Origin of the sequence: Microcoleus sp. K5-D4 (genome assembly GCF_036704575.1) — a bacterium.
Classification (GTDB): domain Bacteria; phylum Cyanobacteriota; class Cyanobacteriia; order Cyanobacteriales; family Microcoleaceae; genus Microcoleus.
The window spans coordinates 41620-63177 of record NZ_JAUBSD010000033.1 but is presented as its reverse complement, the minus strand read 5'-3'; the positions used below and the strand labels follow the sequence as shown (position 1 = coordinate 63177).

Annotated in this window: 20 protein-coding genes; 9 read left to right on the top strand and 11 right to left on the bottom strand. The window is 44.9% G+C overall.

Features of this window, described 5'->3' with window-relative positions; translation table 11 throughout:
- Positions 1-106: 106 nt before the first annotated feature.
- The 6 genes from QUA77_RS13025 to QUA77_RS13000 all read right to left on the bottom strand — a co-directional run bounded on the left by QUA77_RS13025 (position 107) and on the right by QUA77_RS13000 (position 4378).
- The gene (locus QUA77_RS13025) at positions 107-520 is read right to left on the bottom strand and encodes a transcriptional regulator (RefSeq protein ID WP_333450452.1); all 414 of its coding nucleotides are present in this window, start codon (positions 518-520) and stop codon (positions 107-109) included.
- A complete protein-coding gene (locus tag QUA77_RS13020) occupies positions 495-803 on the bottom strand; it encodes a type II toxin-antitoxin system HigB family toxin (protein ID WP_333296261.1) in 309 nt (102 codons plus the stop codon). The genes QUA77_RS13025 and QUA77_RS13020 overlap by 26 nt, the downstream gene beginning before the upstream one ends.
- A 22-nt stretch (positions 804-825) precedes the next feature.
- On the bottom strand, positions 826-2481 hold the full coding sequence (locus tag QUA77_RS13015; RefSeq protein ID WP_333450450.1) for a radical SAM protein: 1656 nt from the start codon (positions 2479-2481) through the stop codon (positions 826-828).
- A 435-nt stretch (positions 2482-2916) separates the two neighbouring features.
- Positions 2917-3426: a signal peptidase II gene (gene lspA / locus QUA77_RS13010; RefSeq protein WP_333450448.1), complete on the bottom strand. Its 510-nt coding sequence runs from the start codon at positions 3424-3426 to the stop codon at positions 2917-2919.
- Positions 3427-3568: 142 nt separating this feature from the next.
- A complete protein-coding gene (locus tag QUA77_RS13005) occupies positions 3569-3799 on the bottom strand; it encodes a hypothetical protein (protein ID WP_333450446.1) in 231 nt (76 codons plus the stop codon).
- The gene (locus QUA77_RS13000) at positions 3800-4378 is read right to left on the bottom strand and encodes a biotin transporter BioY (protein WP_006635529.1); all 579 of its coding nucleotides are present in this window, start codon (positions 4376-4378) and stop codon (positions 3800-3802) included.
- A 459-nt stretch (positions 4379-4837) separates the two neighbouring features.
- Between QUA77_RS13000 and pstS the strand changes: the two genes are divergently transcribed.
- The 4 genes from pstS to pstB all read left to right on the top strand — a co-directional run bounded on the left by pstS (position 4838) and on the right by pstB (position 9176).
- Positions 4838-6022, top strand: coding sequence for a phosphate ABC transporter substrate-binding protein PstS (gene pstS, locus QUA77_RS12995; protein ID WP_333450444.1), 1185 nt, complete (start codon positions 4838-4840; stop codon positions 6020-6022).
- Between the two features lie 350 nt (positions 6023-6372).
- Positions 6373-7329, top strand: coding sequence for a phosphate ABC transporter permease subunit PstC (gene pstC, locus QUA77_RS12990; protein WP_333036860.1), 957 nt, complete (start codon positions 6373-6375; stop codon positions 7327-7329).
- A gap of 34 nt (positions 7330-7363) precedes the next feature.
- A complete protein-coding gene (gene pstA, locus QUA77_RS12985) occupies positions 7364-8257 on the top strand; it encodes a phosphate ABC transporter permease PstA (RefSeq protein ID WP_333060391.1) in 894 nt (297 codons plus the stop codon).
- Positions 8258-8375: 118 nt separating this feature from the next.
- Complete coding sequence (gene pstB / locus QUA77_RS12980) at positions 8376-9176, top strand: phosphate ABC transporter ATP-binding protein PstB (protein ID WP_333036858.1); 801 nt, start codon at positions 8376-8378, stop codon at positions 9174-9176.
- A 232-nt stretch (positions 9177-9408) separates the two neighbouring features.
- Here the strand turns inward: pstB and QUA77_RS29305 are convergent, their stop codons facing one another.
- Complete coding sequence (locus QUA77_RS29305) at positions 9409-9672, bottom strand: NblA/ycf18 family protein (RefSeq protein WP_445242210.1); 264 nt, start codon at positions 9670-9672, stop codon at positions 9409-9411.
- A gap of 135 nt (positions 9673-9807) precedes the next feature.
- Between QUA77_RS29305 and QUA77_RS12970 the strand changes: the two genes are divergently transcribed.
- From QUA77_RS12970 to QUA77_RS12955, 4 genes are all read left to right on the top strand, one after another.
- Positions 9808-10404, top strand: a complete 597-nt coding sequence (locus QUA77_RS12970) for a phycobiliprotein lyase (protein ID WP_333078001.1) — start codon at positions 9808-9810, stop codon at positions 10402-10404.
- Positions 10405-10826: 422 nt separating this feature from the next.
- Positions 10827-11585, top strand: a complete 759-nt coding sequence (locus QUA77_RS12965) for a phycobilisome rod-core linker polypeptide (RefSeq protein WP_333036856.1) — start codon at positions 10827-10829, stop codon at positions 11583-11585.
- Between the two features lie 202 nt (positions 11586-11787).
- Positions 11788-12591, top strand: coding sequence for an NERD domain-containing protein (locus tag QUA77_RS12960; protein ID WP_333450442.1), 804 nt, complete (start codon positions 11788-11790; stop codon positions 12589-12591).
- Positions 12592-12742: 151 nt separating this feature from the next.
- Positions 12743-16102, top strand: a complete 3360-nt coding sequence (locus QUA77_RS12955) for an AAA domain-containing protein (RefSeq protein WP_333450440.1) — start codon at positions 12743-12745, stop codon at positions 16100-16102.
- A gap of 13 nt (positions 16103-16115) precedes the next feature.
- Here the strand turns inward: QUA77_RS12955 and QUA77_RS12950 are convergent, their stop codons facing one another.
- The 4 genes from QUA77_RS12950 to QUA77_RS12935 form a co-directional block, all read right to left on the bottom strand.
- Positions 16116-17207 (bottom strand): formylglycine-generating enzyme family protein, encoded by a 1092-nt coding sequence (locus QUA77_RS12950; RefSeq protein ID WP_333450438.1) that lies wholly within the window; start codon positions 17205-17207, stop codon positions 16116-16118.
- The gene (locus QUA77_RS12945) at positions 17197-17685 is read right to left on the bottom strand and encodes a hypothetical protein (RefSeq protein ID WP_333450436.1); all 489 of its coding nucleotides are present in this window, start codon (positions 17683-17685) and stop codon (positions 17197-17199) included. The genes QUA77_RS12950 and QUA77_RS12945 overlap by 11 nt, the downstream gene beginning before the upstream one ends.
- A gap of 209 nt (positions 17686-17894) precedes the next feature.
- The gene (locus QUA77_RS12940; RefSeq protein WP_333450434.1) at positions 17895-18860 is read right to left on the bottom strand and encodes an RluA family pseudouridine synthase; all 966 of its coding nucleotides are present in this window, start codon (positions 18858-18860) and stop codon (positions 17895-17897) included.
- Positions 18861-19055: 195 nt separating this feature from the next.
- Positions 19056-20504, bottom strand: coding sequence for an ATP-dependent DNA helicase RecQ (locus QUA77_RS12935; protein ID WP_333450432.1), 1449 nt, complete (start codon positions 20502-20504; stop codon positions 19056-19058).
- A gap of 169 nt (positions 20505-20673) precedes the next feature.
- Between QUA77_RS12935 and QUA77_RS12930 the strand changes: the two genes are divergently transcribed.
- Positions 20674-21504 (top strand): phytanoyl-CoA dioxygenase family protein, encoded by an 831-nt coding sequence (locus tag QUA77_RS12930; protein ID WP_333450430.1) that lies wholly within the window; start codon positions 20674-20676, stop codon positions 21502-21504.
- Positions 21505-21558: the final 54 nt, after the last annotated feature.

The window sequence follows — 21558 nt, the reverse complement described above, 5'->3', positions numbered from 1 at the left end:
ATTGTTCGTAATTCATATTATTCAGCTAATTTTTTCTTTTATTTTACTAGAGCGCTCGCACTTTCGCAAGAGGTCTAGTGCGTCACTCATCCCAGTATCCTGGCAATTAATTATACTCAAGAAATGCCACAGGGGAAAGATGGAAAAACTTAGCTAACTTGTGAATTTGACTCGCCGTCAGTTCCCGCTTTCCATCCATCATCTCAGATACCCAAGACTCTGATTCAAAAATATCAACCAAATCTTTTTCTTGAATATTGTCCTCAACCATCAATGCTTTCAGTAGTGCGATACCTTTCAAGACTGGCATTGGCTCATGTTTTTGTTCGTAATCATAAACAAGAGTACCCAACACGTTTAAGTAATCCCGATCGTCCTGCGTGAGATTGCTCCGACTCACAATAGAATCAATCCGATTTTGTGTAGCAATCAACTCAGCTTCACAAGTAATTGGACGCGGTGGAAAAGTTGTGATTATCTCGATATAGTAGCTACTAGGAGTTTTTAAACCAGTCGTCATTTTTCCAGTTCTCCTTATTATATTCTGCATGAGTTAAAACACAGCGGACAAACACTATCTGGTATTCATAGTCGATAAAAGCAATTAACCGATAGTTATTGCCACCAATATTAAATACCGTAAAGTTACCTACTAAGTCAGCCGAAGGAAATACTTTACGAATATCTACTAAACTTTGCCATTCAGCATCACAACTACGCTGATACCACAGCAACAGACTTGTTTCAGCATTGGGGTGTGTTTCCCAAAATTCTTTTAGTCGTTTTCGGCTAATGACACGCATGAGACTATTATAATCTAATTTACTAAACGGGACTTAGTGAATTCTCACATTCTTGATTTTGCTGTCGTGTTGTATGACTCATCGCCTCAGCCAAATGCTTCTTCAAAGTCGCCTCCGGTAGCGGGCCTTTTAAATGACTCCAAGGCAAAACCTGATCCAATTCCCACTCTTGAAAAACATAAAAATCCATCTCCGGCAACTGTCCCCGCAACTCCTTAAAAGCCCGCCGATAACTGCCCAAAGTATCGCCGTAATGCCGCACTAATTCCAAAAGCCGAGACAACCGCCGATCGCCCCTTGAGAGCAAACCCTGAATTACCGACCAGTTATAGCTTTCAGGTCTAAATTCTAAACCTAACTTCCGCAATTCTTTATCTAAAAACTTCAGCCTCTTCTCCGCATCTTTATTCACTCCAAACCACTGAAAAGGAGTGTGAGATTTCGGGACAAAAGTGCTGCATCCCAGAGTCAACCGCAAACCGGGAACAGCTTTTCTAATCGCCCGCATCATTGCCACCGTTTCCTCTAAATCCTCCATCTCTTCACCTGGAATTCCCGCCATCCCGTAAAGTTTAATTCCCTTTAAGCCGCCCGCCTTAGCATTGATAGCAGCTTGAATAATTTCGTCATTTGTGAGTTTTTTGTTAACGATTTTGCGGAGGCGATCGCTCCCGCTTTCCACCGCAATTGTCACAGATTTGCTGTCTCTGTTTGTCAATATTTCTGCCAATTTAACTGTCACCGTGTTCGTGCGTACCGAAGAAAGACTCAGGCGCACACCGTCGTATTTCGGATGATTCAAATGATCCAGCAACGCTTCAAATTCCGGGTGCTGAGTGACCGAAGCACCCAACAAACCCAAACGATTAGTCACAGCTAAACCGCGATCGATCGCCGGAATTAACGAATCCTCCAAACTTGCAGTTCTAAACGGCAAAGTGAGATAACTTGCCAAACAAAAACGGCACATTTCTGGACAACTCCGAACCACTTCCACCATGTAAATATTTTCCCACGCCGCTTTTTCTGTCACCACCGTGGAAGCAGATAAAGTATTGCCGCGATAAGTCTGTTTTTCAACCACACTGGGAATTCCAGAATCGACAGGCTGAATCGATTTAACCCCCTCAGCCGTATCCAGATAAGTTACTTCGTACAAACTGGGAACGTAAACCCCCGGAACTTGGGCTAAATGCCGCAATTTAGTTTGTCTGTCGGCGGTACGGACTTCTTTACAAGCATCAATAAAATTGTCTATGAGATGTTCGCCATCTCCGAGCAAAATCACATCAAAAAAGTCGGCAAAAGGTTCTGGATTAGCAGTAAAAACCGGGCCACCGCCGAAGACTATCGGATGATTATCAGTTCGTTTTGACGCCCAAATCGGAATTTCTAGAGATTCCAATAAATTTAGAATATTTACATAGTCTAGTTCCCAAGAAAGCGAAAATCCCAGTAATTCTGGATGTCGGGGAAGTTGTTCGCGGATATCAGTAAATAAACGGCCCACTTCAATATCCGATCGCACAGCCAAAGTTGCCCACACTATCTGATAGCCCAGACTGGTAATACCCACCGTGTACTCGTTGGGAAAAGCAAAAATAGTCGGGATAGCATCAGCATCGGGGGTTGCTGGGGCAAATAGTAAGCGTTCTTGAGCAAATGGATTAGGAGTCATTCGATTTTAGATTTTAGATTTTAGATTTTAGATTTTAGATTTTAAATTTGGGAATTTAGATTTTAGATTTTAGATTTTAAATTTGGGAATTTAGATTTTAGATTTTAGATTTTAGATTTTAGATTTGGGAATTTATCCCACGGATAAATCTGGGGGTTTGTGACCAAATTGCTTTCGAGCGCGGGAAAGTTTATCCTTAGCAATAAAGAATTTAATTATAGCTCATAAATGACCCTAATTTTAAGTTGACACCTATACATTCTGGTAACAGATAACTGACAAATGACCGAAAGCAATTGGTTGCGAGGTCGCCGGATTCATCAGTGGATAACCAAAAAAAGCTCCGCATCCGATAAACCTGAGAACGGTACAGCCCGTGGGTGGTTAATCTAAAATCTAAAATCTAAAATCTAAAATCGATTGACTTGTTGAAAGTTAGTCTGAAATAGAATTGCGATCGTCTTGGCTTTTCGGCGGCGGTGGACTGTAAAAAGTTGCAATCAGCAAACAGACAATCCCAGCATTAATAAACACATCCGCCAGATTAAATACCGGGAACCGAATGAGCCGAAAATCGATAAAATCTACAACGTGGCCGGAAACAAATCGATCGATCCCATTCCCCAGTGCTCCCCCCAAAATCAAACCGTAGCCAGCTTGTTCCCAGCGGTTAATGCGCGGCCCGAACCAAGCCAGCACCACCAATCCCACACTAACGCCCAAAGACAGCCACCGCAACCAATTCGCCCCGCCATTGCTGAACAAACTAAAAGCCGCACCGGTATTAACAACATAAGTGAAGTGAAACACTCCGGGTAACAGCGGCTGCGTCTGCGGAGGAAGCGTCAAGTCAAAATTTTGCACCACCCAAAACTTAGTCAGGTGGTCTAAAACTAAACTGATAACAGCAGCCACCCAGAACAAGGGATTTCTTTTAAAACGCATGAATTAAGCAATAGAAAATGGGGCATCGGGCATGAAAGAATTTACTCGTATCTCACTTGTCATTGCGAGCAGAATGCAGTGGATCAAAGCAATCCCAGCCGCAGCGAGATGACTCTCCCGTTTCGCAATGTATAGTATAACCTTATTTTGCACAATTACCAGTTACCTCTTCCTTCTTCCTTCTTCCTCCTTCCTTCTTCCTCCTTCCTTCTTCCTCCTTCATCCTTCCTTCTTCCTCCTTCCTTCTTCCTCCTTCCTTCTTCCTCCTTCCTTCTTCCTTCTTCCTCCTTCCTTCTTCCTTCTTCCTCCTTCCTTCTTCCTTCTTCCTCCTTCCTTCTTTCTTTCTTCTTCCTTCTTCCTTCTTCCTTCGCAATTAATAAAACATCAAGCGGCGCAAAGTAAAGGACAGCACTGCGATCGCACAAACTACTGCCAATTGTCCCGGCAGGGGATAAACTGAGTATTTAAGAATCTCATCGAATAAAGGTGTTTTTTTTGCCGGAGGCAGCCAGTAAGTAAAAATTAGATAAATTAAGCCGATCGCGTGAACAGTGAACAAACCGCACAAACAGCTAAAAGCCATAGATTCCAGCCGCGAAGCAACCTTAAAAGCCACCCAGCCGCACACCCAAGCACCAGGCACAAAACCCAGCAAATACCCAAAACTCGCTTCTTTGAGATAGCCGATGCCGCCGCCTTGAGAAAAAACGGGCCACAAAGTTAATCCTAATGCTAAATAAGCAATTTGCGAGAGAGCCGCAGCATTTTTCCCCCCCATGCAGCCTACTAGCAAAACGGCTCCAATTTGATAGGTAACACCTAAAGAGTACGCCTGAAGTCCTCGATCGTCCCACAACCCAATAGGAATTGTGACAGATGCAGGCAAAAAAGTGCCTCCTATCGTCAGGAGTAAACCAATAACAGCCCAGATTAGTTCAATAGGAGCAGGCATTATAGCAGAAGAAAGAAGGAAGACCGAAGTTGCAATCGACCGTTTATGTTTGTGCAATTAAGAACGTCCTAACCGTCAGGGCGGTTGCTATATCATCAAACGGCATTCGTCAGAAGGCATTTGTCAGATGCCAGCTTCAATGCCCGCAGCTTTTAAATTCTTAATACTAGCACTACTGTCAAAATAACCACCATTGTATGGTTTTCTGGTTCTCAAGCCTGGATCTTGTGATAATTTAATGGGGAATTTTTCGCGATCGGGCGATCGACTGCTTGTTTCCGTAGCTATTTCTATGCCCCATATCTTATATAGTCACACTTGTCAAGCTCATAAATAACATTAATAATATTAATTAATATTAAATTGGGATTAAGTGTAAAGATTCTTAACCTAACCTTTACTTTTGCGCGCTATGCTGATGCGGGAGACCCATATAACGATCGCAGATTTTTTATACCTATGCTTTTTCGTCTCAACTTGATTAATCCAAACCGTTTGACTACTGCAATTTCCGCTATGGCGATCGCCCTCAGTGTAGCAGCTTGCAGCAGTCCCAGCACACCCACAGGCGGCACCCCCACCCCCGGCGACACCGCAGCATCCCCCGGCGCTTCCCCCGTTGCAGCCACCGGCACAGCGGAAAACACCAAACTCGCCCTAGCCTCAGACGTAGCCATCACCGCAGCCGGCGCCTCATTCCCCGCCCCTCTGTACCAGCGTTGGTTTCAAGACTTCAACAAAATCAACCCCAAAGTACAAATTAACTATCAATCAGTAGGCAGCGGCGCCGGAGTCGAACAATTTACCAAAGGCACAGTAGACTTTGGGGCCAGCGACACCGGCATGAAAGACGACGAAATCGCCAAAGTTCCAGCCGACAAAGGCGTGATACTGCTGCCGATGACAGCAGGCAGCATCGTCATCGGCTACAACCTGCCAGACTTAACCGAACCATTGAAACTACCACGGGACGTTTACGCAGATATCTTCGCCGGTAAAATTACCAACTGGAACGATCCCAAAATTGCAGCCGCCAACCCGACCGCTAAATTGCCAGACCAAGCCATCACCATCGTCCACCGTTCCGACGGTAGCGGTACAACCGCCGTCTTCACCAAACACCTGAGTGCCATCAGCCCCGACTGGAAAAGTGCAGTAGGCGACGGCAAAACAGTACAGTGGCCCGTAGGCGTAGGCGCAAAAGGCAACGAAGGCGTCACAGCCCAAATTCTGCAAACCGTAGGCAGCCTCGGCTACATAGAATACGGCTATGCCAAAAACAACAATGTCAAATTTGCATCTTTGGAAAACAAAGCAGGCAGCTTTGTCGCACCTACCGACGAATCAGCTTCTCAAGCTTTAGCAACTGTGCCGATGCCGGAAAACCTGCGAGCATTTATCGAAGACCCCGAAGGCGCTCAATCCTATCCAATTGTCACCTACACTTGGATGCTCGTCCCCAAAACAGTTACTGACCCCAACAAAGCCAAAACCATCGAGGCAATGGTTGAATACGGCTTAACTGAAGGTCAAAAAGTTAGTTCCGAATTGGGCTACGTTCCTCTACCCCAAAGCGTTAAAGAAAAAGTAGCAGCGGCCGCTGACGGCATCAGCGCAGACTACAAGATTGAGGTTGCAAAATAGTAACTGTTGACTGTTGACTGTTGACTGTTGTCCGTTGTCAGAGGGAAAAAAGCCCTTCGGCATTGCGCGTGCGGGTAAAAATCAGGAAGAACGAAGAGAGATATTTCTGTGGGGCGGGTTTTACCAGAAATATTTGTTAAAAAGTCAGGGGATTAATAAATCCGCCCCTCTTCTATGTAACAATCGGTGCATCTGTGTAGGGGTGGGTTTGACCAGAAATACTTGTTGAAAAGTCAGGGAATTAATCAACCCGCCCCTCTTTGATTTTATTTATGGTCTTTCTTTCTGCTTCGTTCTAGCTTTTTCCGAAACAGGCTATTTTCGGCTACTATATATTTGGTTTTTTTTCTATGATTTCAGATAATAACAGCGCTCGATCGCAGACCCGATCTCGCTCTGGGGCAGAAAAGTCCTTAGATCAAGGCTTTATCTGGCTCACGCGGATTTTGGGCATAGGAGTTGGTGTAATTTTGCTGGTAATCGCGCTCACGGTTGCTTATCGGGCTTTACCGGCGATTCAACAGTACGGTTTGGGCTTTCTGTTTGGCAGTAGCTGGAATCCGGTTAAAGAAGAGTACGGTGCGCTGCCGATGATTTACGGGACGATCGTCAGTTCGGCGATCGCGCTCCTAATTGCAGTACCATTAGGAGTAGGGACTGCCATTTTCTTGAGCGAGGACTTTCTGCCGCTACCAGTGCGTACAGCTTTAGTTTTTTTAGTAGAACTTTTAGCCGCCATTCCCAGCGTAGTCTACGGTTTGTGGGGAATTGCTGTATTGATTCCCATGATTACCACTCTCGGCAAGTTTCTCAACGGCACTTTCGGATGGCTGCCGATTTTTAGCACCTCGCCAGTTGGGCCGGGAATGTTACCAGCCGGAGTAATTTTGGGAATCATGACTTTGCCCATTATTACAGCTATCTCCCGCGACTCTTTGGCAAGTCTCCCGCCCGAATTGCGGCAAGCATCTCTAGGTTTAGGAGCTACTCGCTGGACTACAATTTTTAGAGTGCTCGTACCGGCAGCTTTTTCCGGCATTGTCGGCGGAATTATGCTTGGGCTCGGTCGCGCCATGGGAGAAACAATGGCTGCAACTCTGTTAATTGGTAATTCCAATCAGTTAAGTCTTTCTGTGCTAGCTCCGGCAAATACTATTGCTTCTCTGATGGCAAATCAGTTTGCGGAAGCCTCCGGTTTGCAAGTAGCAGCTCTGATGTACACAGGGCTAATTCTGTTTATTATGACACTGATTGTTAATATTTTGGCAGAGTGGATTGTCTCTCAAGTAAGAGCGAAGTACAACTAGAAGTTTGCCGCCATTTCCTACATATTTTTAGTTTATGTCAAATAGCGTCTCCGATGAGAATTCTTTGGTATCGAAAACAGGCAGTTTAAAGAAGGTTAAAAACAGCCCGCAAGCGCTGTTTGGTCTGGGGATGACTGTACTGGCTGGAGCTAGTCTGGCCATCACTCTGCTGCCTTTGTTTGCAGTTCTTTCCTATGTCACCGTACAAGGTTTCAATCGCCTGAATTTAGACTTGTTTACCAAGCTGCCACCGCCGCCCGGACTATCGGGAGGCGGTATTGCTAATGCAATTCTCGGTACATTGATGACGGTGGGAATTGCTTCTTTAATTGCTGTTCCTTTTGGTGTATTGGCAGCAGTTTATTTGTCGGAGTTCAGCAGCGGCCAAGTAGCTCGCTGGGTACGCTTTGCTACTAATGTCCTCAGCGGCGTTCCTTCGATTATTGCCGGGGTATTTGCCTACGGTTTGTTCGTGGTAAATATGGGAGGTTTTTCGGCAATTGCAGGGGGTGCGGCGTTGGCTGTGCTGATGTTGCCCACGATTGTGCGGACTACTGACGAAGCTCTACAAATCGTCCCGCAAGATATTAGATGGGCGTCGGTTGGTGTGGGTGCTTCTAATTATCAGACGGTGTTGCAGGTGGTTTTGCCTGCGGCCATTCCAGCTATTTTAACGGGCGTGACGCTGGCAATTGCTCGCGCTGCTGGAGAAACTGCTCCTTTGATTTTTACGGCGCTGAATTCGCCTTTTTGGCCGGCAGGATTTGATAAGCCAACTCCGAGTCTTTCGGTTTTGGTGTACAACTTTGCAACGGTTCCTTTTAAGGCACAGAAAGAATTGGCTTGGGCGGCATCTTTGATTTTGGTGATAATGGTTTTGCTGACGAGTATTCTTTCTCGCTGGGCTACTCGCCAAAAAGTTTATTGAAGGAAGAAGATTCTTCGACTTGGCGAACGGGTAAAAAGAAGGAAGATTTTCCTTATCTCCAACTTTCCCACTCTCATCTTCTCCTTATTTTGTAAAATTCGATTGGATACTTACCTGTATGATGATGGATTTAGACAAGCAAACGGAAACAGTTTTACGGACAGAAAATATCAATATTTTTTACGGCGCTTTTCACGCGGTTAAAAATGTTTCAATGGAGATTCCTAAAAATCGCATTACTGCCTTGATTGGGCCGTCTGGCTGCGGTAAAAGTACAATTCTGCGATGTTTTAACCGGCTCAACGATTTAGTGAGCGGTTTTCGTTTAGAGGGTAGAATTGATTACCACGGTCAAAATCTTTACGATCCCGATATTGATGCTGTGGCGGTGCGCCGCAAGATTGGGATGGTGTTTCAAAAGCCGAATCCTTTCCCGAAGTCGATTTATGACAATATTGCTTACGGTGCGAGGGTAAACAATTATAAGGGAGATATGGATGAGCTGGTGGAAAAATCGCTCAGCCAAGCTTATTTGTGGGATGAGGTGAAGGATAAGTTGAAGCAAAGCGGTTTTTCTCTTTCGGGTGGCCAGCAGCAGCGTTTGTGTATTGCTAGGGCGATCGCGATTAATCCTGATGTAGTGTTAATGGATGAACCTTGCGCTTCTCTTGACCCGATTTCTACGATTAAGATTGAGGAGTTGATGCGGGAACTCAAGGAGAAGTATACGATTGTGATCGTTACTCACAATATGCAGCAGGCTTCTCGGGTTTCTGACCTGACTGCTTTTTTCAATGCTAAACTTTCTGACGATGGGAAGCGGTTTGGCTATCTTGTGGAGTGTGATAAGACTGAGGTAATTTTCCAAAGTCCGAAGGAAGAGTCTACTTTAGATTATGTGAGTGGCCGTTTTGGTTGAGTCCCCGACAGGTTGAAACCTGTCGCTACACAAACTATCGTCCCTCTTTAAGAGAGTAAAAACATTTAATTTGCTGAGTTTGGTAGCAACAGAAAAAACCGCGTAAAACTTTTCTGGATTGAGAATCCCGCTTTCTTGGAGAAAGCGGGATTCTGGATTTTATGATTAAAAGCTCGATCGTACTTTTTGCAGATATAAGCCGCTGATTTTTGTGAAGAAATGCTCGAAGAGTTCACATATTCTTCATCCAATGCTTGAACAGGTTTTCTTTAACCATGTTTTGCCGCATAACTTCGAGCAAGTATTCCTGAGCTTGGTCTTGGCTTAACCTTTTTACTTCTTCGCGCAGCACTTGAAGTTTGAACTGCTGTTCCATGCTGAGGCTGGTTGTAGGCATATCCATAAATCGCTCCTCCAGTTTGCTGAGATTGATGCGAAATTGATCGGAATGACGTTTCGCAGGATTTGTTGTGTCTCCTACATTGTAAACTATCATAACATTCACTTGACAATATGTCCAAAGTAGACATTTTGAGACTAATTTGTGTAGCAAAAGTACATCTAAGTGGGGGGAGCTCTATCATAAAAAGGCGTCAACACCGGGAAGCATAAGCCAAAGGAGCTAGTTCGTATGGATGCAATGGAGTTTTTTCAAAGCAGTGCTGGGGAGTGGCGTTCTCAGCGCAGCACTCACCACCTCGCTTTCCGCCAAGCGGAGATTGGGGATTCAAATATTCAGGTAACAGCCCTAGCTGCCGATGACGCTAGAGTCGCGGAGATTTGCAAGATGCACGAAGTTGATCCGAGCCGGGCTGCTGGGGGGGCTTTTGTGACATGGCACGGCTCGATGGCGTGGGATAAGGATGATGAGAATCATAAAGGGTCTACGGTGTTCGCGATCGTCCCCGATCCTGAAAATCCCCGGCAGGGCTTGATGTTGCGCGAACGAGGCTATGCGGAAATTGTGCCTGTGGCTGGCCGTTTTGAGATGGATGATGAGGATGGGCTGCTGCTGATTACGGAATACGAGACGATGAGTTCGATCGAGCGTTTCTGGTTTGCTAATCCGAACGTGCGGATGCGGACGAGTACCGTAAAGCGCTTTGGCGGTTTCAGCACATCGACTTTTTGTACCGAAATTCGGGTGCAACCAGACTCGGATGCAACATCAGAAGCAGCAGGAGATCAAGTACCCGCCAGCGAGTTTTATTCGGCTCTGGGCTGGTAATTTGTAAGCTCGTTCCCCAGCTCTTAAGCTCGTTCCCCCAGCTTTGCCTGGGAATGCTTGGTCGGAGCCGTTTGCCTCCTGTTTGACCAGGCAGAGCCTCGCCGAGCGGCGTTCCTGCCCGTTTCCGGGGAACGAGCCTTCTTTCTGCATAACTTCCCTCTCCCCTCTTCCTTGTTCCGACGGACATCGGACTGACATCCGTTACATCCGTTACATCCGTTACATCCGTTACACAATCCGTTGCCGAACTTCCCTCTTCCTTCCCCAAAGTCAACAAATGTTACAGATTGTTGCAAAAATTCAGGAAAATCAGATTTAGATTGCGGGAATCCCCTAATCTGTATGTTGGTTAGTTGTATCCGTTATGCTGGCAGCTCACGGTGTCAACTATTTCTGAAATTTGAGATAACGGAGATTTTAACGTGGCGCTTCCTTTATTAAGCTACGCCCCCAACAGCCAAAACCAGCGCGTTGCTGGTTTTGAAGTGGGGAGCGACGAGCAGCCGAGAATTTTCACAACTGAAAATGTGCTCTCGTCTGGAGACATGGAAAATTTGATTTGGGCTGGATATCGCCAGATTTACAGCGAACACCAAATCCTCAAGAGCAACCGCCAAAAGTCTTTGGAGTCGCAACTCAAGTTCGGCCAAATTACTGTGCGGGACTTTATTCGCGGTTTGGCGACTTCTTCTCCTTTCTTGGAGCGGAATTATCAAACTAACAGCAATTACCGGTTTGTGGAAATGTGCGTGCAGCGCATTTTGGGCCGGGATGTGTACAGCGAGCGCGAAAAGATTGCTTGGTCGATCGTGGTAGCCAATAAGGGGCCTCAAGGCTTTATTGACGAGTTGGTCAATAGCGAAGAGTACCTGGATAAGTTCGGCTACGATACCGTACCTTACCAGCAGCGCCGAATTTTGCCTCAGCGAGTTGGAGGAGACACTCCTTTCAACTTGAAAACGCCGCGCTATAGCGAATACCACCGTTCGCAGCTTGGCTTCCCGCAAATCATCTGGCAGACTGGCGTGCGCCGTTTTGTGCCTCAAGAGCAGCAACCGAAGGCTGGCGATCCGTCGAACTATTTGGGTATGGCGCGCAATATGCCCATGCCTGCTACTCCGCCGCAGCGCGTGCCTCTAGCTAATATCAATATCGATACGATGGTTCCCCGTCGCCGGTAATTGATGCTGCCCTGATGCGATTATTTGTGTCGGGCCGACTGAATCGATCGGCTTTTAGGCTGAGAGAGTTTTGAGTCTTGAGTTTTGAGGTTTGAGTTTTTTACTAAACTTGGAATCCAAAACTCGGGACTCATAATTTTTTGTCATTAGGAAGAAGGAAGTTCGGCAACGGATTGTGTAACGGATGTAACGGATGTAACGGATGTCAGTCCGATGTGCGTCGGAAGAAGGAAGAAGGAAGAGGGAAGAGGGAAGAAGGAAGAGGGAAGAAGGAAGAAAAATAATTCGACCTTTTCTCATTGTTAACTCTAAGTGCATAGGTGCATTTATGCAGCCGCAATATAACGAAGGTGCTGGAAAACCATTGCGTCGCCATGCTAAACAGCTTCGTACCAAAGCCTTATACAGGTACGGTGCAGCAACAGGGTTGGTGTTGTTGCCACTGCTGGTATACGCGGTAGCACCTTTTAATCCTTTATTTTTGGTTGCGGCTCTTTTGATAGGGGCATTAATCGCCCTGCCGTTCATTGAGGACGGGAAAACGTTTTGGAAGTCGTCTCAGAGATTTGACCAAGGGGCCTGTGGTGAAGAAAAGATTCAGCAAGTTTTGGAGTCCCTAATCCAATCTGGATGGATAGTGGAGTACAACTTAAGATTGCCGGAAGTAGGCGATATCGATGTGTGGCTGCGATCGCCTAAAGGAGTCAATTTTATCCTTGATGTGAAGTCTCACTCAACCGTAGTTCTGTTGGATGGGGATGTGCTCAAGCGTCTATCTTACGGGAAATTGAGAGATTTTGAGAAAGACTTTCTGGCACAGATTGCCAAAGAAGTCACGGCTATCAAAAAAGCTAAGAAGTTAACCAAGGTCACTCCAGTAGTTGTATTTAGCGATGCCAAGGTGAGTTTTAGCAACACAAAGAAGATTAGGGGCGCTTACGTCATGGAACTGGGCAATCTGGTGTCAGGGTTGCAAGAACTCGATCGCACCTATAAAACTAGATAAGATTGGGAGAAATGAGATAAACGGCTACATTGATATGTTGGACATCAACAAATTTGTATAGAGCATTACTATCCCCGACTTGCACTAGCATCTAAGTGATACTTGTGCTATAAAAAACAGTTAAGGTAAAAACCATATCCTGGAGGGAATCTTGAACAATGCAGCCAAGGTAGATGCAATTCTCAACGCATGGTTCGACTACATTGATTTGGATGATTACAGTAATGCCAGGATTGACCCAGCCAAGCAGGATAAGGTAAAACAGCGTGGGATCGGGCTAGTAGGCGATAGTGTATTAATTGAGCAAGCTATCTTTGAAGAGCTACAACAAAAAGTTAACCAAAGGCAACAAGATCAACAGGAACCAGTATGGGTTTTATCCTTTCCGCAAGTTTTAGATGTAGAAAAGGGAAAATCTTATCTTTGTCCTTTGTTTAACTTGGAAGTTACATCGATTCTCAAAGGAGAATACCGAGAAGAGGGATGGAACTTAGACGAGCTAAAACTCACAGAAGCAGGAGAGAACGTAACGACCTTCCTAGGACTGGATGAGGAAGAGCGCGAGGACTTGATTACCCAAGATGGGCTGCGACAATTTCTCCAAACAACCTTTAAACTTGAGGTTCAAACTTATGAAAAGTGGATGCAGCAGGTGAGCTTACCTCGTCGCCAAATTCAACGGCGGCCGTACTTGTTTGAGTTTACAGGAGGCCCATTTTCATGGAATCTAAAGAAAGACCTGAAAGAGATTAAGGCAGGGTCAAAAGACTGGTCAAAAGGACATCCAGCTTATGAATATCTGTTCGGTGCACCTCAACCTCCAGAACACAAGGTTACTTATATGGGTGCTTTCCCAACCCATGCACCGACTAATTCACAATTAACAGCACTGAAACACGCTCAAAGCGAACCTGTGACGGCTGTCCAAGGCCCACCTGGTTCGGGGAAAACTACCCTCATCCTTCATCTTATCGCTCAACAGGTAGTAAACCGGGCACTCAGATTAATTGAGGCTCAGGAGGATATCAATAATCTGACAGTTATTAGTAGTACAAATAAGAAAGCCGTTGAAAATGTTATTGAAAAAATGGGTGAATGGTTAAAAGATGAATTACTAGAACATGATTTTTTTTATCTCAAAGGTGGAGATAAGATTAAGATCCAATCATCCGGAGGAGCAGTAGAGCAGCTACAACAGGCACTGATTTATTTACAAAAAAACAGCTTCGATGAACATCGGTGCAATTTTATAAAGCAGAGAATAAAACAAATTAAAGATGAGTTTATAGGTGAAGAGTCTAATTATTTAGAACTGCGTTATCGAAGAGGTTTAGATGAAGAACGACAGTCTCATGTTCTGAAAAAAATAGAAATACTACAACAGGATTTAGAGGAAACGGTAGCTGCTCGCATTAACTTTCAGGGAAGAGCAGCAGATTTGGCGGAGTATGAACAACTTCCTCTTCATGCTTATCAGCGGCTTCAAGTAATCTTTGACACTGCTGAAATGCGACTACCTCAAGGGAGGATATCTTGGTGGAAGAGAATATTACTTTGGTTTACAGGCAGGACAGAAAGACAGATTCTGATAAAAACGGCTGAAGAATCTAAACCAGAAATCTTAAACACAGTGGGAACCCGCTTTCGTCTAGAGGCTCTCAAAAGTCGCAGTGATTTGGTTGAACAAGCGCGATTGGTTCGAGAACGGTTAGAAAAGATAGATGAACTCAAAAAAGTACAAATACGTTTACAAAAAATATCTGAAGATATCGACAGTCTAGAGCGAGAAAGTAATGAGTTAGGCTTGGAACTAACAGCCATAGAAAACAGATTGGCGACTGAAATAAAAGATTTTTATGCTTTTTTTAATCAAGATTTTCATGAGAAACACCAGGAACTATTTAAGCTATCGCGGGAATTTCTTACTCAGCAAGCACTTCACAATAAAGATAGGATAAAACAGAGTTTAGAACTGTATTTAAGTTTTCTATCAGGAACTTGGAAATCTAAATATAAGATGGCGGAAAACTTAGATGAGCATATTAAATATCTGAGTTTAATATTTCCTGTCATCACCGTGACATTGCTTTCAGTACGAAATATGCTGCCCTGGACTAAGAGATGTGTCGCTCGCGCAATCGTAGATGAAGCAGGAATGATACCGCAGCATCAAACATTTCCTTTATTAGTGCGCTCGCGCAAAGCTATTATTGTCGGAGACCCTTTACAAATTGAGCCTGTAATTCCTCTCAGCAAACAGAGACGCATTAACTATCGTCAAACAGCTTTCCTTGGTAAAGGATTAACTGAAATTGATTACCATCGTTACAGTCCGGAGGAGGAATATAGTGCCACTTCCTATCATCGGGCGGCAGGAGCAAGTGGAGAAGACAACGATAAGGGTCAAGGGATTTGTTTGCTAGAGCATTTTCGATGTCAACCTAGTATTATTCAATATTGCAATACTATTGCTGGCTATGGGTTAGAAGTACAAACAAAACCAACTTCCTCACGATTAGAATCAAACTTAATTGCTTACCATGTTGAGGGTAGCATTAGGGGGAATATTAACGAGGATGAAGTTACTGCCATTAGTGATTTGTTCCAGCACTTACAAAATCAAGGTTATTTATTAGAAGACATCGGTGTTATTTCACCATTTAACCTTCATTCTGGTGGGTTGAGGGAGCATTTAGTTAAAAAATTTCGTGGATTAGATCGGAAATCTGTAGGGACGATCCATACTTTTCAGGGTTCTGAAAAAAAGGTAATTATTCTGTCCACCAAGGTGTGCAGCTCGCAAGATAATGTTAGTTGGATAAATAGGCGGCCGAACCTTTTTAATGTTGCTGTATCGAGAGCCAAAGAACTATTTATTGTCGTTGGCAATCTTTATCGATTAGAGCAAGGTGGAATATATACTCGTCAGCTTATTGAACACATTAGAGAGCAGGGTGTTATTTTAGAGTATAAATCGGAGGCCGAAATTCCGCAGCAACAGCCTGGAGCGACTCCAATTTATGATTGCGACCATTTAACAATTTTTAGAGAAGCTATTGAGCAAGCAGAACGCGAAATTTTGATTGTCTCACCTTGGATTCGCGGTAATGAACCAAAATGGTTTGTGTCTGAGATTGTCTCAGCGTTGCAAAAAGGGGTTAAGGTTACAGTGATTTACGGAAAAAAAGGTAACGAAGATAATGATAATAATGATGCTCAAGCTGAAAAAGAGTTGAGAGATTTATTTTCCCAGCATCCAGGTTCACGTTTAATTCGATTAGGGAAAGAAATATATATAGAAAGTAGAGGAACCAATGAAAAAATTTTGGTTTGCGATGATAAATTTGCTGTTATAGGAAGTTGGAATTGGCTTTCTCACCCTTACAGAGAGCCGTGTAGAAGGTTATTAATCAATCCCAAAGTTCAAATCCGCCGCGAGATGAGCATACAACTTTCTGATTCATCGTTTATTGCCGATTTCAAGGCAAGGATTTATAAGTTGATTACATAGTAATTAGCAAACTTTACGTAAAAGAAAAGACAACCCGAAAACCAAATTCCTTGTCAGTGATGGTTGGATTTTCGGAAAAGCGAGATGCAGAACGACACAAATGAGGAAAAGAATCCCAAGAACCACCGCGTAAAATTCTATATTCCTCATTGCCATTATTTAGCCATGCACTACCATCGAATGGTGCACCTTGATAATTTTCATGTTCGCAGTCAGCACACCATTCCCAGACTAACCCGTGCATGTCGCACAGTCCAAAAGCATTAGCTGGGAAACTACCAACATCGTTTGTTTGCTTGCGCTCAACTTTATTCATGCTCTGGTCTTGTTCACAAAAATTTGCCAAATTAGTTGTGATTGTTCCACCAAAGTGAAATGGGGTTGCTGTTCTAGCTCGACAAGCGTATTCCCATTCGGCTTCGCTTGGTAAACGATAAACCCGTTTTGTTTCCTTCGACAGTCGATCGCAAAACTCCTCAGCATCATACCAAGAAACCCGTTCAACGGGTCGATGATCTCCTTTAAAGCAAGAGGGATTGGGATCGAGGTCATGCTTGATTTTTGGTCGGGATGCGATCGCTCTCCACTGTGCCTGAGTAATGGGATACTTACCCATAAAGAAGGGTTTTACAGTAACTAGATGTCGGGGACGTTCATCCTCGCGGGATTCAAGTTCTTCTTGGGGCGCTCCCATTGTAAATTTACCACCTGGGATGGAAACCATTTCCAGCTCAACTGCACCGCCCAAACTGTCTATGAAGTGCTGCGCCTGTTTACAGCAAGGGTTAACTTCTCTCCCCTTAGCATCCACCTTTACTACTTCAAATTCAAATGTTGAGATTACTGGGGGAGAACACAGGGGTGGGATTACTGCTGCATTTCTACTGGCAGTAGAACTTGGAGGTGGAACTCCATGAATTTTTCGACTAATTTGTTCCTGCTGATCAGGCGATGCGATGAGAAAAATATTTTGCGTGGCAATATTCTGCGTGACGAGCTGCTGATTAATGTCCCCGACAGTCAGACTGCCACCGACTGTAATCTTGTTCAGCAGGTTCTGCTGAGTTTCTGGGCTTGGGTCATCTCCTGGCTGATTATTTGTCACCTCGATTTTCCTGGGTTATGTCACCAACTTTCGCATCACTTCCAACTTGCCAGTCTCTGCCTAGCAACTGCTTGGCAGAGGTTTGCCCCTCTTTGATTTGTGTAATGTTTCCTAAGTCTAGCTTCCCTGTGATCCGCAGTTTATCCAAAATCACTTGCACGGCGGGAGATTGAGACTGAATTTGGTTAACCAATTCTGTTAACCGGGCAGCAAACTCTCGATCTTCTTCCATCTGGCTTACCAATTCCGCTTCAAGTACCTGCACATTAGCCTGAGTTGGATTTGCTTCTGCTCGTGTCAGTAACCCGCCTGTACCAGCTACTTGCAATTGGCCTTGGACAGTCTGATGTACAGTCTGAATTGCTTCTGCACTTTTTTCCCAGACAGCTTCGCCTATGTTTTCACCAACTTTCTCCAAAACTTTGGGCAGTATTACCGTGATAACTGTTCCAGCAACAACAGACAATGGATCGATCATGTTTTTGTTCTCCCGTTACGGTTTGAGTAAATTTCTTTGAAAATAGTAGATTGAGGCTTATACCACTTTAGGGTTGCTTATCACAAAAGTACAGCTTTTGATCTACTTATAGCAGCCGACAGGCAGATGAGAACAAAAATTGAATAAAGGCTATCCAAGCGTTTGATGGCAGCTTGTCCTCACAGCTTAGACAAATGGTATAGTAATTATCAAATATTAGCCCGCAACCGCAATATTTTTAACAAAGTGTTGAATTGATCGGGCAAAGGGGCGATCGCCTCTATTAATTCTCCTGTTACGGGATGCTGCAATGTCAGCCGCCATGCGTGGAGGGCTTGTCCGGTTAAATTGACGCCGATAGAACGGTTGGAACTGTACATCGGGTCGCCCACAATCGGATGTTTTATTTCCGCTGTATGGACGCGAATTTGATGGGTGCGGCCGGTTTCTAATTGATAGTGCATTAAGCAATAGTTGCCGATTCTTTCTTTGATTGTCCAGTGAGTAACTGCGGGGCGACCGCCTTTTTCTACTGGTACTACTGCCATTTTTTTGCGGTCTGTGGGATGCCGCCCGATGGGTAGGTCTATTGTGCCTGTTTCGGTGTTGGGAGCACCGTAAACTATGCCTAAATATTCGCGGCGGGCGGTTTTGGTTTTGAGTTGGGCTTGCAGGTGTTGGTGGGCGATGTCGGTTTTGGCGATCGCGATCGCACCTGTTGTATCTTTGTCTAATCTGTGTACGATTCCCGGCCGCTGAACTCCGCCTATTTCTGCTAGGGGACAGTGGGCTAAGAGGGCGTTGACTAATGTACCGTCTTGGTGTCCGGCGGCTGGGTGGACGACTAATCCGGCTGGTTTGTTGATGATAATGAGGCTGTCATCTTCGTAGAGGATGTCGAGGGGAATTGCTTCCGGCTGCAACTTTGTGGGCTCGGTTTCGGGTAAAGTGAGGTGGATGCGATCGCCCGTTTTTACTGATATTTTTTTCGATGTGCAGGTTTCGTCGTTGACTTTGACGTTGCCTTGTGATATTAGAGTTTGGATTCGCGATCGGGATAAGTCCGGTATCTGGTTTGACAGCCAAATATCTAATCGCTGATTGACATTACTGCGATCGAATTCCTCTGTATTTTCTACTGTGTAAATCTGTGCCGCAGTGTCTGTTTCTATCATTTACTTTTTACTATTTTTTGCCAAGTGTGTAAAGCAAATATCGTCATCATAACATCTGTGAGTTAGTTCGCGATCGCACGGGCAGCGAGAAACCGGGTTTTTTCACAGCAATACTTCCTTTGGGCGCGCAGACTGGGTAAAAAACCCGGTTTCTTTGGTCGGAGTGGTTAAGTCGTTTGAGTATAATCGTCAATTCTATCGACAATTATCGCAGTGGCCGCAGCGCATTGATTTAGCTTCCTTGGCAAACCCAAAAGCTTGCAGCAAAAATTGCCACCTACACTCGCGATGTTTGAGATATTTAGCCATTTCTTCCGCTGCGGTAAAATTTAATTTTTCCGCTTTTTGCTGGGGAGATTTATCGATCGCATAATTAAAAGGATCTTGCCATGTTAATTGTCCGCTACTGTGCAAGATTGAAAGGGCGATCGCACTTTCGGGAAATTCGCGGGAAACTGCTTCTATATCGCCTTTAACTGGCAGTTTTTTGGCCAATTGCTGAGCTTCTCGGTATTGCGATCGCAATTTATCTTGAAAAAATTCCTTTCTTTGTTTATCTTCAGGATAAAGCAAACCCGTAGGTTCGCTAATCAATGTCAGGGCGATCGCCGATTTGCCGTCGCGTCCGCCTCTACCAATTTCCTGAATGTATTCCGATAATAGCAAAGGTGCTTGAAAGTGAACCACCCACCGGACATCGGGCTTGTTAATTCCCATCCCGAATGCTGACGTACAAGTCACGAATTTAATATCATTGTTCAGCCAAGCTGTTTCTATTTTTCGTCGTGATTCTGGACTCAAACCTGCATGATATGCTGCTGTTTCATAACCTGCTGCTTCCAACAAATCCGCCAAATTTTCGCTATCTTTTCTGGTGCGGACATAGACTAAACCTGCTTGATTTGGTCGCTCTTTGATAAAATTTAATAATTGCTGCTTGCGTCCTCTCGGCGTCCAGACAGTCTGCACTTGCAGGTGCAGGTTAGAACGGTAGGGACTTAGCAGAAAGGCTTCGGGCTTTTGCAGTTGCAAGACATTTTTGATTGTCTGCTGTGCTTCCGGGTTGGCGGTAGCGGTGAAAGCTGCGATCGCAATTTTACTGTTTGCTGGTTTAGCTTTCAACAAAGCCGACCGCACTGTTCCTAAACGGCGGTAAGCTGGTCGGAATGTATCGCCCCACTGCACTAAACAGTGAGCTTCATCTAATATTAAACCGTTGATTTGGATCTGTGGCTGACTGATAATTTCCCAAACAGGTTTGCTGAGTAATGTTTCGGGAGACAGGTACAGCAACCTTAATTTGTTTTGTTGCAGCGACTGCATAGTTTGTCGGCGCTGCGCTGTTGGCAATTGACTGTGGAGGAGGGAAGCGGGAAGATTGCGTTCGCGCAATTCTTGCACTTGATTTTCCATCAGTGCGACTAACGGCGAAACTACCAACGTTAAGCCTGTTTGTAACAAAGCTGGCAGTTGAAAGCAGATTGATTTGCCGCCACCTGTCGGCATAATTATAATTGTATCTTTTCCGGCTAATAAACTACCGACGATTTCTCCTTGGGGCGGTCGAAAGTCGTCGTATCCCCAGATTTTTTGGAAGGCGGTGCGGGCTTGATTTAATGATACTGGTTCTGGTTGGTATTTCATTTGATTTATCCCCAAATCAGACGTAATGTGAGCAGTGCGTGCCCGACATAATTAAATTTTGTGTAAGTCCTGATGTACCAATAAACCGGGTGGCTGGTTTCATAGTATGCAAGTATCGAGCTGGATAAGTGTTAATTTAATAACAGTTAATAATTTTACTTTTTGAATTATGAACGCAAGCACGTTAAGCGAAGTTTTCAGCTATCGCCAAAAGACTTGTGATCTTTTCGATACCGCAGGTCTAGCAGAAGCAGTGCATGAAGATGGTTTTGCGCTGATTCCTGGTGTACTCACTCCGTCGGAAGTGGCGCAAACCAAGGAAGCACTCGATCGCCTGCAACCCTTCGGACTCGACGGTAGCAGTTGGAGTGAATTGAACCAGCATTTTAAGTGCGTTTTTAATCGCGATCGGCTGTGGCTTTCCTATACCGATCGACCGGGAATAATTGAGTTAGCAGAAGCATTAATGGGCAGCGATTGCCACATTATCGGCATGACTGCGTGGAAAAGCGGACCCGGTTATGACGGTTGGCGGGTCCACGTCGATCAGGTATTTGTACCCGTGCCCGAAAGCGTGTTTGCCGTTAGCGCAGCCCTCGGAGAGGATCGCACTTTTCAACTGCCAGTATGGATTTGTACAGCCCATTTCTATCTCAGCGACATTGCAGAAGACCTCTGTCCTACCTACATTATTCCCGGCAGTCACAAATCTGGTCGCAAACCCGATCGCGGAGAAGAAACTTGGAACGGACATTCCCCAGAACCAGTTTTGTGCAAAGCAGGAGATGTGCTGTTTTTCCGCAGTGAAATTTGGCACTCCGGCGGCAAAAATACGACAACAGATGGAACTCGCTACTTACTGCAAGTGCATTATTCCCACCGCAACATCGCGCAGAAATTTTCGCCTTGGCCGTGGCAGTTTAACCCCGAAATTATCGCTACCGCTACAGAACGCCAACTGCGGCTTTTAGGCAAACATCCTGAGTCAGATTACGGTTAAGATAAATTATGAATTTTGTTTGAGGCGCGATCGATAAATAAACAGGAAATGTCA